Raw genomic sequence first — 14,075 nt, 5'->3', positions numbered from 1 at the left:
GCTAATAAAACCAGCAATTATTATTACCTGGGGAATCAAGTCCATACGTTAATTAAGTGCGTACCTATCTGGCCCGACGCCTGAGGGTTACTTTCAACACGAAACACAACTCTCAGTTTTTCATCTCAATGTGACCTGGTGAACGGGATAATCATCGTGAAACAGCTAGAATAGAAACGTCGTTTCGAAATTCACCTGCACGATTAACCTGCACTAAGGAGATCTCATGGCCTGGTTTGCCAACCCTGAACGTTATGAGCAAATGCTCTATCGCTACTGTGGTCGCAGCGGTTTGCGCTTGCCTGCACTGTCGCTGGGTTTATGGCACAGTTTTGGACACGTCCAAGCACTGGATTCACAGCGTGCCCTGCTGCGTAAAGCATTTGATTTAGGCATCACGCATTTCGATTTAGCCAATAACTACGGGCCGCCGCCGGGCAGCGCTGAAGAAAACTTCGGCCGATTATTGCGTGAGGATTTCGCGCAGTACCGTGACGAATTAATCATCTCTACCAAGGCTGGCTACGACATGTGGCCGGGACCGTACGGTTCTGGCGGCTCGCGTAAGTATCTGCTTGCCAGCCTCGACCAGAGTCTGAAACGCATGGGCCTCGATTACGTCGACATTTTCTATTCTCACCGCGTTGACGAAAGCACGCCAATGGAAGAGACCGCCGCGGCGCTGGCTCACGCCGTGCAAAGTGGCAAAGCGTTGTATGTTGGTATTTCATCTTATTCCCCGGAGCGCACGCAAATAATGGCCGACCTGCTGCGGGAATGGAAAATTCCGCTGCTGATCCACCAACCGTCCTACAACCTGCTTAATCGCTGGGTCGACAGCAGTGGCCTGCTGGATACGCTGGACACAAACGGTATTGGTTGCATCGCCTTTACCCCGCTGGCTCAGGGGTTGCTGACGGGGAAATACCTGAACGGTATTCCAGAAGGTTCGCGTATGCAGCGTGAAGGGAAAAAAGCCCGTGGCCTGACGGAAAATATGCTGACGGAAGAAAATCTTAACAGCCTGCGGTTGCTGAACGAGATGGCGCAACGGCGTGGACAGTCGATGGCGCAAATGGCATTGAGCTGGTTACTCAAAGATAACCGCGTGACGTCAGTGTTAATTGGCGCCAGCCGTCCCGAGCAGTTAGAAGAAAACGTTCAGGCGTTGAATAACCTGGCATTCAGCGCTGAAGAACTGGCGCAGATAGATAAGCACGTCACCGACGGCAAGCTCAATCTGTGGCAGGCCTCATCAGATAAATAATCGTCTAAACAGTATGCCGGGGGGGCGGTAAAATTGCCGACCCGGCCGTACTGATTTAGTGATTGTGGCGCGTCAGTCGATCCAGATACCCCATCACAAAGGCTGAGAGCACAAAGGTCAGGTGGATAATGACGTACCACATCAGCTTGTTATCAGGGACATTTTTAGCATCCATAAAAATACGCAATAAATGGATGGAAGAAATGGCCACGATAGACGCCGCAACCTTATTCTTCAGTGACGTGGCATCCATCTTACCCAGCCAGCTCAGCTTCTCTTTGCCTTCAGTAATATCCAGTTGTGAGACAAAATTCTCGTAGCCGGAGAACATCACCATGACCAGTAACCCACCGACCAGGGTCATATCGACCAGCGACAGTAGTACCAGAATGAGATCGGCTTCTGCCATCGAAAAGATATTGGGCAGAACGTGAAAGATCTCCTGAAAGAATTTCAACGCCAGGGCAACCAAAGCAAGAGAAAGGCCAAAATACACGGGAGCAAGCAGCCAGCGGGACGCGTACATTGCGTTTTCCAGAAAACGTTCCATATGATCCTGTCTTGTAACTAAACCGGGCAGTAGTATATCGCAATTGTGCAACATCGAAACAACATACGCCTCAAACCTCTTCGGCATTGATGGGCGGGCGCTGGAGCTCTGGCCACACCAGTGCGACGAGTGCAGGATAGGCTTCCAGGCTGAACTCCCTGAAACATTGACGCAAATTGAGCACATCTAAATCGGCGTGCGGGACTTTCTCTCCGCTCAGGCAGCGTTTTTTGATGTTGTCGTAATATTTGTAGACCGCTGAATTGAGATCGCTGCAGCGCCGCTGTGCATCAAATAGCCCTGGCGTTTCATTTAACTCCACCATGGTCATACGCTTTATTGTCGAGTGGATAAAATCAATATATTCATGATTGACCCGCCAATACCATACCGGCGTAATCGAATTCATCAATGCTGAGAAATGATCTTCTCCCTCTTCTTTGCTAAGCGTTTCCAGTTTGGGATAAGAGGTAAGTTCCTCATTCGATCGATTTTTATTTGCACCGCGCATCAGCACAAGAACCCCGCAGGTAAGCAATAGCAGGGTAATAACAGAATAAAATATACTGTTCATATACAAGCTCCATTTTTTTTGATTTTAAAATTACCCCATGCTATTGTCAACGCAGCCTGTCTTATTAAAAAAACTTACCTCACTGGCAGTAAAGGATATTTCAACATGCTTCCCGAGCATCTTGTTCCCTCTCGTTTTCATTTATCTACATCCCCAACCAATACTGATACCGTAGAAAATAGTGAAAATTTGACTCAGGGAAAGACAACCTTAAGCGAGTTTGAAGCGGATATTTTAATTAGCGCCACCGCTACCGGTCAGACCCGTAACATGTTATTTGAAGAATGTGACCGCCATTTAAAAGAGCGACTGTTTCGCGCAGCAAAAATCGAATCATTCACCCGTCTGCTTAATTCACTGCAAGCAGAAGGTGACATTAACGCACAAGAATTAAGTAAAATTTTGGCAAAAAACACTGCGTTAATAAATGAGCAGGGCAATAAAATTTGGCTTAATTTACTGACTCGCGAAACCAGCGATCCGATTTTTTATTCTCTGGAAGAGAAATAAAATGAAAGATGTTGAGGATAACAACGTTTATTTGGCTTTAGACAACCATAAAAGTGACGAATTTGTCTTAAAGCAGAATCTGGATATCTTAATTGCCAATAAAAATGCCACGCTGGAGAGCGTGGCTCAGGAAATGGTATCAATACCCGCAGCCCTGGTACGCATGAAGTGGCAAAACCGCCGGGAAATCTATGCTCTGCAAGCCAAAGAAGAGATCTACGGTGCCACCATTGAAGCCATTATTGCCCAACAGCCGGCGCTGCGGGACAAAATCATGGCCCGTCTGGAAAGCGCGTACCAGCATTTACTCGCGCGAGAAACGGCGACATTGCGCCTGACGCGTAAGCTATCTGAAGGGAGTTATGCCGCGACCAGAGTCACTACCGTCGCGCTGGACGAAAAGAAATGAGGGGATGGAGGAAGCCGAAAGAGGAGGCCGGGTAAGGCGAAACCCTTCACCCGGCAACAGAGATTACTTCGCTTTCACGGTCTCTTCACCAACCAAACCAATCTTCAGGAAACCTGCCTGATGCAGCGTATCCATCACTTTCATCATGGTTTCATAGTCGACGGTTTTATCAGCCCGGAAGAAGATAGTGGTATCTTTCTTGCCTTCTGTCAGCGTGTTTAGCGCGTTAATCATGGTTTCATCGGTCACCTGATCGTTGCCGATAAACATCGTGTTATCCGCTTTCACTGACAGGTAAACCGGTTTTTCAGGACGCGGTTGCGGCGTGCTGGTCGAAGCCGGTAGATTCACCTTCACATCCACCGTTGCCAGCGGCGCGGCCACCATAAAAATGATCAACAACACCAACATAACATCGATAAACGGCGTGACGTTGATGTCGTGCATTTCACCGTTATCGTCCAGGTTTTCATTAAAACTCATTGCCATGGAACATTATCCTACACGTAATTTCTGCGCAGCGCGTACCGGATGCGCCGCAGCGCTTGCACTCAGGTCCAGATCGCGACTTTGCAATAACAGCACCTGTGCCGCAACATCACCCAGCATGGCTTTGTAGCTGCCAATCTGACGGGCGAAGATGTTGTAGATAACAACAGCAGGAATAGCGGCAACCAAACCAATCGCGGTGGCTAACAGCGCTTCTGCAATCCCCGGCGCAACCACGGCCAGGTTCGTCGTTTGCGTTTGTGCAATACCGATGAAGCTATTCATGATGCCCCATACTGTACCGAACAGACCCACAAAGGGAGAGATAGCCCCAATGGTCGCCAGGTATCCATTACCCCGCCCCATATGACGCCCTACAGCTGCAACGCGACGTTCCAGGCGGAACCCGGTACGCTCTTTAATCCCTTCGTTGTCATCGCTGCCTTCTGACAGTTCCAGCTCGTTCTGCGCTTCGTTAATTAACATTGCGCCCAGGCTTTTGGCATCGAATCCAGCGGCAATCTCACTTGCCTGGTCTAAAGAGCGGGCATCTGCCAGCAGTTGCTGTTCGCGCTTAAGACGGCGCTTCTGCGTAAAGAACTCAAGGCTCTTACTGAAGAAGATAGCCCAGGTGACCACGGACGCCAAAATTAGCCCAATCATCACGCACTTAACCACGATATCGGCGTGCTGATACATACCCCAGACGGAAAGGTCCGTCTGCATCAAATTATTACCCACTCTGTATCTCCAGGACGCAAATCACAAAATCTGAGCGTAATGATATCAAAAAGACGTCGAATTGATAGTCGTTCTCATTACTATTTACATAGTGCCGCACCTTTGGTTTCTTTTCCTTGCGCTTACGCAGTAAAAAAGTCAGCAGACACATTTTGGGACTATTTTCTACTTTATGGCCCTTCTGCAGGATGCGTCGCCGAAGATCCATGCTAGTTTAGACATCCAGACGTATAAAAACAGGTAACCCAACATGGCAGACAAGCATCTTGAGACCAAACTCGTTCAGGCAGGACGCAGTAAAAAGTACACGCAGGGTTCCGTCAACAGCGTGATCCAACGCGCCTCTTCACTGGTATTCGAATCCGTTGAGGCTAAAAAACAGGCCACCCACAACCGCGCTAACGGCGCACTTTTTTACGGACGCCGCGGCACGCTGACACATTTCTCCCTGCAGGAAGCCATGTGTGAGCTGGAAGGCGGCGCGGGTTGCGCCCTGTTTCCCTGCGGCGCCGCAGCCGTTGCCAACACGATTTTGGCCTTTGTTGAACACGGCGACCACGTGCTAATGACCAACACGGCCTATGAGCCGAGCCAGGATTTTTGCACGAAAATCCTCGGCAAGCTCGGCGTAACCACCGGCTGGTTCGATCCGTTAGTCGGTGCCGATATTGTGAAGCACATTCAGCCGAACACCAAAGTGGTATTTCTGGAATCTCCCGGCTCCGTCACTATGGAAGTGCATGATGTTCCGGCGATTGTCGCTGCCGTCAGAAGCGTAGCGCCGGACGCCATCATTATGATCGATAACACCTGGGCTGCCGGGGTGCTGTTCAACGCGCTGGATTTTGGAATCGACATCTCAATTCAGGCGGGCACCAAATACCTGATTGGCCATTCCGATGCAATGGTCGGTACGGCGGTATCAAATGCCCGCTGCTGGGACCAACTGCGCGAAAACGCCTATTTAATGGGGCAAATGCTGGATGCCGATACCGCCTATATGACCAGCCGCGGACTGCGGACTCTGGGCGTTCGTCTGCGCCAGCATCACGAAAGCAGCCTGAAGGTTGCCGAATGGCTGGCCGATCATCCGCAGGTCGCCCGCGTCAACCACCCCGCGCTTCCCGGCAGCAAAGGGCACGAATTCTGGAAACGTGATTTTACCGGCAGCAGCGGTCTGTTCTCGTTTGTGTTGAATAAGAAGCTGAACAATGACGAGCTGTCAGCGTATTTGGATCACTTTACGCTGTTCAGCATGGCCTACTCCTGGGGCGGGTTTGAATCACTGATTCTGGCCAATCAACCCGAACACATTGCCGCCATCCGTCCTGAAGGCAACGTGGACTTCAGCGGTACGCTCATCCGTTTACACATCGGTTTAGAAAATGTTGACGATCTGATTGCGGATTTAGCCGCCGGATTCGCCCGAATCGAGTAACATTGCCGCAGTTGGACATATATGCAGACACTTCTGGTGGAAAAGTCTGCAATTGTTGCGTCCGGGATCAAGGCATCCCGGACAATTCAGGAGTACAATCCACTCATAAATGCTGTTCCACAGGAAAGTCCATGGTAGTCATTCAAGATATTATCTCCGCGCTCTGGCAACACGATTTTGCCGCGCTGGCAGATCCGCACGTTGTGAGTGTGGTGTACTTCGTCATGTTTGCCACGTTGTTTTTAGAAAATGGTCTGCTGCCTGCTTCCTTTTTACCCGGAGACAGCCTGCTGTTACTGGCCGGAGCGCTGATCGCGCAGGACGTGATGAGCTTTCTCCCGACAATTGCTATTCTGACTGCCGCAGCCAGTCTGGGCTGTTGGCTGAGCTATATTCAAGGGCGCTGGTTGGGCAATACGCGGACGGTGAAAAGCTGGCTGGCGCAATTACCTGAAAAATATCATCAGCGTGCCACCTGTATGTTTGACCAACACGGTCTGATGGCGCTGCTCGCGGGACGTTTCCTGGCATTTGTTCGCACCCTGCTGCCAACAATGGCGGGGATTTCAGGTCTGCCTAACCGCCGGTTTCAGTTCTTTAACTGGCTGAGCGGCCTGCTGTGGGTCACCGTGGTCACCAGCTTTGGCTATGCTCTCAGCATGATCCCATTCGTTAAACGCCATGAAGATCAGGTGATGACCTTTCTGATGATCCTACCCATCGCGCTGTTAACTGCTGGTCTGCTAGGTACCTTGTTCGTGGTGATTAAAAAAAAATGCTGTAGCGCCTGAGTCGTCATCGTTGGCCGGGTAAAATCACCCGGCATTTTCGCCTGATGCCGCTTTGCTAATCAGGCCAACGGTGAACATCATTAACTTCCCTGCATCGTCCGAATTCTTGCCGCATCCTCCCCCGGCGTTACGCCAAAGTACCGTTTAAACTCGCGGCTAAACTGCGACGCGCTCTCATAGCCAACCCGCATTGCTGCCGCGCTGGCCTTCATGCCGTCGTGAATGATCATCATCCGAGCCTTATGCAGGCGATAACTCTTCAGATACTGCAGCGGTGAAGTGCTGGTCACCGATTTAAAATTATGATGAAACGCCGACACGCTCATGTTGGCTTCTGCCGCCAGTTGCTCAACGTTGAGGTTCTCGGTGTACTTGTTTTCGATGCGCTTCAGCACGCGACTGATCAAACTGAAATGCGTCTGACGACTGACCAACGCAAGCAGCGCGCCACCGCGTGGACCGGTCAGCACATGGTACAAAATCTCACGGATGATCTGTTTTCCCAGAATTCGCGCGTCCAGCGGTCGCTCCATCACATCCAGCAAACGCTCGGCCGCGCAAAGAATCTCATCAGAAAGCGTGGCCGAGTTTATTCCGCTCGCCGCCATTGCAGGCTGGAACAGTTCATCTTCGCCAATGTCCATCAGGAGTTCCTGCAATTGCAGGATATCGACATTCAGCCGCAGACCGGCCAGTGGAATCTCCGGTGTCGCATACGTTTCACATTCAAAGGGTAAAGGTACGGTGAGCAGCAGGTATTCGTTGGCGTCATAACGAAATACACGCTCATTGATGTAACCAATTTTATGACCAGAGAAGAGAAATATAATGCCAGGTTCATACATCACAGGGGTGCGCAGCCCAGGCTCCATGCCATACAGTAAACGCACATCAGGCAGCAATTTATTGAGTTTATTTTCATTATTTTTCAGCTGCTTAATTTTTTCCGTCAGCAGAAGGCAGACATCATCACGGTTCATAGAGCGCCCTTTCGTCATCGAATTGTAACGTCCACAGTGTGCGTATTTTTATCCGTTTTCTCCAGTAGTCTGTAGAAATAGGCAAGACATTGGCAGAAATGAGCATTGAGAGGAATGCGTCTGACGACCACAATGTTCACCATCAGGCAGACACTCACCTGCCCTCTTTTTTTACCCACACAAGGTAACGAGCAATGAATAACTTTAACCTCCATACCCCAACCCGCATTTTGTTCGGTAAAGGCGCTATCGCTGAACTGCGCGATCAAATCCCTCAGGATGCTCGCGTGCTGATTACCTACGGCGGCGGCAGCGTGAAAAAAACCGGCGTACTGGCACAGGTTCAGGATGCCCTGAAAGGTCTGGATGTACTGGAGTTTGGCGGTATTGAGCCGAACCCGTCTTATGAAACGCTGATGAATGCGGTCAACATCGTGCGTGATGAGAAGGTGACATTCCTGCTGGCCGTCGGCGGCGGCTCTGTTCTCGATGGCACTAAATTCATCGCCGCAGCGGCCCATTACGCTGAAGGTGTAGATCCGTGGCGCATCCTGGAAACTCACGGCAACGACGTAAAAAGCGCCATCCCGATGGGCTCCGTTTTGACCCTGCCGGCAACCGGCTCTGAATCAAACTCCGGCGCGGTAATTTCCCGCAAAACCACCGGCGATAAGCTGGCCTTTATGACACCGTTTGTGCAGCCGGTCTTTGCCGTGCTGGATCCGGTTTACACCTACACTCTGCCGCCGCGTCAAGTCGCAAACGGCGTAGTGGACGCGTTTGTTCACACCGTAGAGCAATACGTAACATACCCGGTCAACGGCAAAATACAGGACCGCTTTGCCGAAGGTATTTTGCTCACATTGATAGAAGAGGGCCCGAAAGCGTTGCAGGAGCCAGAAAACTACGATGTCCGCGCCAACGTCATGTGGGCAGCGACCCAGGCGCTGAACGGCCTGATTGGCGCAGGCGTACCGCAGGATTGGGCTACCCATATGCTCGGTCACGAACTGACCGCGATGCACGGTCTCGATCACGCACAAACACTGACCATCGTTCTGCCGGCACTGTGGAATGAAAAACGCGACACTAAGCGCGCCAAACTGCTGCAATACGCGGAGCGCGTCTGGAATATCACCGAAGGGAGTGATGACCAGCGTATCGATGCCGCCATTGCCGCGACGCGTCAATTCTTCGAGAAGATGGGCGTCCCAACCCGCATGTCCGACTACGGTCTGGATGGCAGTTCCATCCCGGCGTTGCTGGAAAAACTGGCAGCGCACGGTGGGACGAAACTGGGCGAACATCAGGACATTACGCTGGACGTCAGCCGCCGCATTTACGAAGCGGCACGCTAGGTTTTTTGACCTCTGACTTTCGTTTTTGGGTATTTATACCAGGCTTAAGTCACACAAACCTCACCGGGGCTGCTCCGGTGAACTCAATTTACACCCAATCATTCATGATGCATCGAGGCGGCAATTGAGTGAATCCCCGGGAGCGTACATAAGTACGTGACCGGGGTAAACGCAAGCAGCCAACAAAGAGGCAGCCTGAAGGATTCAGTGTAGGGGGGAATTATGACCAGTCCGACCATTATCAAGCTACAGGATGGTAACGTCATGCCTCAACTGGGCCTGGGGGTCTGGAAGGCAAGTAATGAGGAAGTCATCTCCGCGATCCATAAAGCGCTGGAAGTCGGTTATCGCTCTATTGATACCGCTGCCGCGTATAAAAATGAAGACGGTGTCGGTAAAGCATTACGCGACTGCGGCGTGCCCCGGGAGGAGTTATTCATCACCACTAAACTGTGGAATGACGACCAGAAACGTCCCCGAGAAGCGTTGCTCGAAAGCATGGAGAAACTCCAGCTCGATTACCTCGATCTTTACCTCATGCACTGGCCCGTCCCGGCAATCGACCATTACGTTGAAGCATGGGAAAACATGATCGACCTGCAAAAACAGGGACTCATTAAAAGCATTGGCGTGTGCAACTTCCAGATCAACCATCTCCAGCGCCTGATGGATGAAACGGGCGTTGCGCCAGTGATTAACCAAATCGAGCTGCACCCGCTTTTACAGCAGCGGCAGCTTCATGCCTGGAACGCCACGCATAAAATCCAGACTGAATCCTGGAGCCCGCTGGCACAAGGCGGCAAAGATGTGTTCGATCAAAAGATAGTTCGCGATCTCGCCGAAAAATACGGTAAATCACCGGCACAAATTGTCATTCGCTGGCATCTGGATAGCGGCCTGGTGGTGATCCCTAAATCAGTCACTCCTGCGCGTATCGCGGAGAACTTTGATGTCTGGGACTTCCGCCTGGACAAAGATGAACTAGGCGAAATGGCCAAACTCGACCAGGGCAAACGTCTGGGGCCGGACCCGGACCAGTTCGGCGGCTAATCCCTTCTCTCCAGCCCGGCATCCCAGTCGGGCTCTTCCTGCATGGAAATATCAAGAAACAATTCACTTACATTTATTGATGTATTTATTTCAGTCGCTGGAGCAGCATTGCGCCACATAACCTACTAATTATTCACTAAATATATTCATACGGTGAATATATTCACAATGTATATAGGTGCATGACCGTGGCTGAAAAAAAATCGCAGGGAGTTAAATGGCTCCCATTAATTCTAATAATTTTGATTTCAGCCGGGCTCTGGCAACTTACCCCACCAACGGGATTAAGCGCTTCCGCCTGGCATTCGGCAATTATTTTCGTGGCCACTATCGCCTCTATCGTGGCAAAAGTTCTGCCCATTGGAGCAGTCGGTATTATTGGCATAACCGTCTTTGCCCTCGCCTATGCCGCCGGGGATAAAACCGCCAGCGGTGCGATTACCACCGCTCTGAGCGAACTGAACAGTTCACTCATCTGGCTGATCGTCGTTGCCTTTATGATTGCCCGCGGGTTTATCAAAACCGGCCTTGGTCGACGTATCGCCCTGCAGATGATCCGCCTGCTCGGCAAGCGCACGCTCGGACTTGCCTACGGCCTGGCGTTTGCCGATCTGATCCTCTCTCCGGCGATGCCCAGCAATACGGCACGCTGCGGCGGCGTCATCTATCCGATTGCCGACTCACTGGCGCGCAGTTTTCATTCCAATCCGGAAGATGAATCGCGCAGCAAAATCGGCACCTTCCTCATTACCTGCATTGGCAACGTCAACGACGTCACCGCCGCACTGTTTATGACCGGCTATACCGGCAACCTACTGGCAGTAAAACTGGCGGCCAACGCCGGGGTCACGCTAACCTGGGGAAGCTGGTTTATGGCGGCGCTGCTGCCTTGCATGGTGTCTTTGCTGTTGGTTCCGCTGCTGGTGTACTGGCTGGTGCGTCCGGAAATTAAACACACGCCGGATGCCCCGAACCTGGCCCGTCAGGAACTGGCGGAAATGGGCAGCATGTCACGCGGTGAGTGGTTGATGCTGGGTACCGTTGGCGTCCTGCTGGTGCTGTGGATTTTTGGCGATACGCTAGGCGTCGATGCCACCACCGCGTCGTTCGTTGGACTCTCAATTTTACTGCTCAGCGGTGTGCTGAGCTGGGAAGACGTCAAAAGCGAAAAAGGTGCATGGGACACGCTGATTTGGTTTGCCGCACTGCTGATGATGGCAAACCAATTGAAGAAGCTCGGTTTCACCACCTGGTTTGGTAATCTGATTGGCGATAGCCTCAGCAGTACCATGCATGGCACCAGTTGGGTGGTCGTCCTGCTGCTGCTTAACGCCGCCTACTTCTACACCCACTACTTTTTTGCGAGCGGAAATGCGCAGATCGCCGCATTGTACGCGGTATTCCTTGGCGTCGGCCTGCATCTGAATATCCCGGCAGCCCCGACCGCGTTGATGCTGGCTTTCACCAGCAGCCTGTACTGCTCTCTCACCCAGTACACACATGCGCGTGGTCCGATCCTGTTTGGTGCGGGGTATGTGCCGACAGGCGTCTGGTGGCGAACAGGGTTTATCGTCAGCCTGTTTAACCAGGCAGTCTTTATTACCGTAGGTCTGATGTGGTGGAAGGTGTTGGGGCTGTACTAAAACAGATTTGCCGGATGGCGGTGCAAGCACCTCATCCGGCTTTCAAAGCAGTGGCCCAGTAAGCAGAGCGCTACCGGGCTTCAGGATTAACGCCCTGCTACTTTGCCACGTTTTTTATTCGCGGCGGGCGTCTGGCGCTGGTGTGCAACAGGTGTGTGCTTGGTCAGTGCCGGGCGAGTATGACGATTCTGGCGACGCGCTTCACGCATTTCTTCCAGCGTAGGCGACGGAACCAGACATTCACGACGACCGCCAATCAGGTGCTTTTTACCCATATCTTCCAGCGCCTGACGGATTAACGGCCAGTTAGCCGGATCGTGGTAACGCAGCAGCGCTTTATGTAAACGACGCTGCTTATCGCCTTTCGGCACCACCACATCTTCACTCTTATAGCCAATTTTACCCAGCGGGTTTTTCCCGGTGTAATACATGGTTGTCGAGTTCGCCAGCGGTGATGGGTAGAAGTTCTGTACCTGATCAAGGCGGAAACGACGCTGCTTCAACCACAACGCCAGATTCACCATATCTTCGTCACGCGTACCCGGGTGCGCAGAGATAAAGTAAGGGATCAGATACTGCTCTTTACCGGCCTGCTTCGAGTAGGTGTCGAACAGCTCTTTAAAGCGGTCGTAGCTACCCATGCCCGGCTTCATCATCTTCGACAGCGGACCTTCTTCGGTATGTTCCGGTGCAATCTTCAGATAGCCACCAACGTGGTGGGTCGCCAGCTCTTTGATGTAGCGCGGATCTTCCACGGCGATGTCGTAGCGCACGCCGGACGCAATCAAAATCTTTTTGATGCCTTTCAAATCACGCGCGCGACGATAGAGGTTAATCGTCGGTTCGTGGTTGGTGTCCATATGCGGGCAGATGTCCGGATAAACGCACGACAGACGACGGCAGGTCTGTTCCGCACGTGGCGACTTACAGCGCAGCATGTACATGTTGGCCGTTGGGCCACCCAGATCGGAAATCACGCCGGTGAAGCCCGGTACGGTATCGCGAATCGCCTCGATCTCGTTGATGATCGAATCTTCAGAACGGCTCTGGATGATGCGTCCTTCATGCTCGGTGATCGAACAGAAAGAACAGCCGCCAAAGCAGCCGCGCATAATGTTGATGGAAAAACGGATCATCTCGTAGGCCGGAATACGGCTGTTGCCATATGCCGGGTGCGGGACACGTTTATACGGCAGTGCGAATACGCTATCCATCTCTTCGGTCGACAGCGGGATCGCCGGAGGGTTAACCCAAATGTAGCGGTCGCCGTGTTTTTGCATCAGGGCGCGCGCGCAGCCAGGGTTGGTTTCGTGGTGCAGAATACGTGAGGCGTGAGCGTACAACACTTTGTCGCCTTTCACCTTCTCATAAGACGGCAGCAGCACGTAGGTTTTTTCCCACGGCTTCGGACGCGCAGGCTGAACGGTCACCGCTTTGGCTTCCTGCTTTTTAGGCGCTACTGGCTTGTTATCTGCACACGGTAAATCTTCACCGTACGGATGCGGGATAGGGTCAATTTTCCCCGGCATATCCAGACGCGTGGAATCCACACCGCTCCAGCCGGGCAGCGCTTCTTTAACCATAATCGCGGTGTTACGCACGTCGCGGATTTGGTCGATGGTTTCACCCATCGCCAGGCGGTGCGCAACCTCAACCAGCGGACGTTCACCGTTGCCGAACATCAGCATATCCGCTTTGGAATCCACCAGCACCGAGCGGCGCACGGTATCAGACCAGTAATCGTAATGCGCGGTACGACGCAGGCTGGCTTCAATACCACCAAGGATCACCGGCACGTCTTTCCATGCTTCACGACAACGTTGGGTATAAACCAGCGTGGCGCGGTCCGGGCGCTTACCGGCGACGTTGTCCGGCGTATAGGCATCATCATGGCGCAGGCGACGATCGGCAGTATAGCGGTTGATCATCGAGTCCATGTTACCGGCGGTTACGCCGAAGAACAGATTCGGTTTACCCAGACGCATAAAGTCGTCTTTACTGTTCCAGTCCGGCTGGGCGATAATCCCGACGCGAAAACCCTGGGCTTCCAGCATACGGCCACAAATGGCCATACCGAAACTCGGGTGATCAACATAGGCATCACCGGTAACCAGAATAATGTCGCAGCTATCCCAGCCAAGTTGGTCCATCTCTTCTCGCGACATTGGCAGAAACGGCGCGGGGCCAAAACAGGCGGCCCAGTACTGCGGCCAGGAGAAAAGGTCTCTGTCCGGTTGGATCAGGGATATTGCGCTCATAATGCTTCCAAAAATGG

General features: G+C 52.2%; 14 protein-coding genes. 8 read left to right on the top strand and 6 right to left on the bottom strand.

Annotated features, from left to right (window positions below; genetic code table 11):
• Positions 1-226: 226 nt before the first annotated feature.
• A complete protein-coding gene (locus tag FDX22_RS26100; RefSeq protein ID WP_117342670.1) occupies positions 227-1,267 on the top strand; it encodes an aldo/keto reductase in 1,041 nt (346 codons plus the stop codon).
• Between the two features lie 55 nt (positions 1,268-1,322).
• On the opposite strand, the gene FDX22_RS26095 is transcribed toward FDX22_RS26100, so the two are convergent.
• Positions 1,323-1,817 carry a TIGR00645 family protein gene (locus FDX22_RS26095; RefSeq protein WP_115257490.1) on the bottom strand — a complete coding sequence of 165 codons (495 nt, stop codon included), beginning with the start codon at positions 1,815-1,817 and terminating at the stop codon, positions 1,323-1,325.
• A 70-nt stretch (positions 1,818-1,887) separates the two neighbouring features.
• Positions 1,888-2,391: an ESA_00282 family adhesion-associated protein gene (locus FDX22_RS26090; protein ID WP_115257489.1), complete on the bottom strand. Its 504-nt coding sequence runs from the start codon at positions 2,389-2,391 to the stop codon at positions 1,888-1,890.
• Between the two features lie 105 nt (positions 2,392-2,496).
• Here FDX22_RS26090 and FDX22_RS26085 point away from each other — a divergent pair, with 105 nt between their 5' ends.
• Both FDX22_RS26085 and FDX22_RS26080 read left to right on the top strand, forming a co-directional pair.
• Entirely contained in the window at positions 2,497-2,901 is a 405-nt protein-coding gene (locus tag FDX22_RS26085; RefSeq protein ID WP_137363349.1) for a hypothetical protein, read from the top strand.
• Position 2,902: 1 nt separating this feature from the next.
• Positions 2,903-3,310 (top strand): cytoplasmic protein, encoded by a 408-nt coding sequence (locus FDX22_RS26080; RefSeq protein ID WP_115257487.1) that lies wholly within the window; start codon positions 2,903-2,905, stop codon positions 3,308-3,310.
• Positions 3,311-3,373: 63 nt separating this feature from the next.
• Here FDX22_RS26080 and exbD read toward each other — a convergent pair whose 3' ends face one another.
• Complete coding sequence (gene exbD / locus FDX22_RS26075) at positions 3,374-3,799, bottom strand: TonB system transport protein ExbD (protein ID WP_096755670.1); 426 nt, start codon at positions 3,797-3,799, stop codon at positions 3,374-3,376.
• 6 nt (positions 3,800-3,805) lie between these two features.
• Positions 3,806-4,540 (bottom strand): tol-pal system-associated acyl-CoA thioesterase, encoded by a 735-nt coding sequence (gene exbB / locus FDX22_RS26070; protein ID WP_096755669.1) that lies wholly within the window; start codon positions 4,538-4,540, stop codon positions 3,806-3,808.
• 250 nt (positions 4,541-4,790) lie between these two features.
• On the opposite strand from exbB, the gene metC reads away from it, so the two are divergent.
• Positions 4,791-5,978, top strand: coding sequence for a cystathionine beta-lyase (metC, locus tag FDX22_RS26065; protein WP_096755668.1), 1,188 nt, complete (start codon positions 4,791-4,793; stop codon positions 5,976-5,978).
• Between the two features lie 131 nt (positions 5,979-6,109).
• Positions 6,110-6,769 carry a DedA family general envelope maintenance protein YghB gene (gene yghB / locus FDX22_RS26060; RefSeq protein WP_115257486.1) on the top strand — a complete coding sequence of 220 codons (660 nt, stop codon included), beginning with the start codon at positions 6,110-6,112 and terminating at the stop codon, positions 6,767-6,769.
• A gap of 80 nt (positions 6,770-6,849) precedes the next feature.
• Here the strand turns inward: yghB and FDX22_RS26055 are convergent, their stop codons facing one another.
• Positions 6,850-7,749: an AraC family transcriptional regulator gene (locus FDX22_RS26055; RefSeq protein WP_135953045.1), complete on the bottom strand. Its 900-nt coding sequence runs from the start codon at positions 7,747-7,749 to the stop codon at positions 6,850-6,852.
• A gap of 194 nt (positions 7,750-7,943) precedes the next feature.
• On the opposite strand from FDX22_RS26055, the gene yqhD reads away from it, so the two are divergent.
• From yqhD to FDX22_RS26040, 3 genes are all read left to right on the top strand, one after another.
• Positions 7,944-9,107 (top strand): alcohol dehydrogenase, encoded by a 1,164-nt coding sequence (yqhD, locus tag FDX22_RS26050; protein WP_146717990.1) that lies wholly within the window; start codon positions 7,944-7,946, stop codon positions 9,105-9,107.
• A 222-nt stretch (positions 9,108-9,329) separates the two neighbouring features.
• Complete coding sequence (gene dkgA / locus FDX22_RS26045) at positions 9,330-10,157, top strand: 2,5-didehydrogluconate reductase DkgA (protein ID WP_096755664.1); 828 nt, start codon at positions 9,330-9,332, stop codon at positions 10,155-10,157.
• 182 nt (positions 10,158-10,339) lie between these two features.
• Positions 10,340-11,800: a DASS family sodium-coupled anion symporter gene (locus FDX22_RS26040; protein WP_170974751.1), complete on the top strand. Its 1,461-nt coding sequence runs from the start codon at positions 10,340-10,342 to the stop codon at positions 11,798-11,800.
• An 86-nt stretch (positions 11,801-11,886) separates the two neighbouring features.
• Here the strand turns inward: FDX22_RS26040 and FDX22_RS26035 are convergent, their stop codons facing one another.
• A complete protein-coding gene (locus FDX22_RS26035; RefSeq protein WP_096755663.1) occupies positions 11,887-14,058 on the bottom strand; it encodes a YgiQ family radical SAM protein in 2,172 nt (723 codons plus the stop codon).
• Positions 14,059-14,075 lie beyond the last annotated feature (17 nt).

This window comes from Citrobacter sp. TBCS-14, assembly GCF_005280805.1.
Classification (GTDB): Bacteria; Pseudomonadota; Gammaproteobacteria; order Enterobacterales; family Enterobacteriaceae; genus Citrobacter; species Citrobacter gillenii.
The sequence above is the reverse complement of the archived record's forward strand: the minus strand, read 5'-3'. Positions and strand labels throughout refer to the sequence as shown.

Bases quoted from the DNA above. Each gene is read 5' to 3' on its own strand.
- FDX22_RS26100 (WP_117342670.1), top strand. From the start codon at position 227: ATGGCCTGGTTTGCCAACCCTGAACGTTATGAGCAAATGCTCTATCGC.
- FDX22_RS26095 (WP_115257490.1), bottom strand. From the start codon at position 1,817: ATGGAACGTTTTCTGGAAAACGCAATGTACGCGTCCCGCTGGCTGCTT.
- FDX22_RS26090 (WP_115257489.1), bottom strand. From the start codon at position 2,391: ATGAACAGTATATTTTATTCTGTTATTACCCTGCTATTGCTTACCTGC.
- FDX22_RS26085 (WP_137363349.1), top strand. From the start codon at position 2,497: ATGCTTCCCGAGCATCTTGTTCCCTCTCGTTTTCATTTATCTACATCC.
- FDX22_RS26080 (WP_115257487.1), top strand. From the start codon at position 2,903: ATGAAAGATGTTGAGGATAACAACGTTTATTTGGCTTTAGACAACCAT.
- exbD (WP_096755670.1), bottom strand. From the start codon at position 3,799: ATGGCAATGAGTTTTAATGAAAACCTGGACGATAACGGTGAAATGCAC.
- metC (WP_096755668.1), top strand. From the start codon at position 4,791: ATGGCAGACAAGCATCTTGAGACCAAACTCGTTCAGGCAGGACGCAGT.
- yghB (WP_115257486.1), top strand. From the start codon at position 6,110: ATGGTAGTCATTCAAGATATTATCTCCGCGCTCTGGCAACACGATTTT.
- FDX22_RS26055 (WP_135953045.1), bottom strand. From the start codon at position 7,749: ATGAACCGTGATGATGTCTGCCTTCTGCTGACGGAAAAAATTAAGCAG.
- yqhD (WP_146717990.1), top strand. From the start codon at position 7,944: ATGAATAACTTTAACCTCCATACCCCAACCCGCATTTTGTTCGGTAAA.
- dkgA (WP_096755664.1), top strand. From the start codon at position 9,330: ATGACCAGTCCGACCATTATCAAGCTACAGGATGGTAACGTCATGCCT.
- FDX22_RS26040 (WP_170974751.1), top strand. From the start codon at position 10,340: ATGACCGTGGCTGAAAAAAAATCGCAGGGAGTTAAATGGCTCCCATTA.
- FDX22_RS26035 (WP_096755663.1), bottom strand. From the start codon at position 14,058: ATGAGCGCAATATCCCTGATCCAACCGGACAGAGACCTTTTCTCCTGG.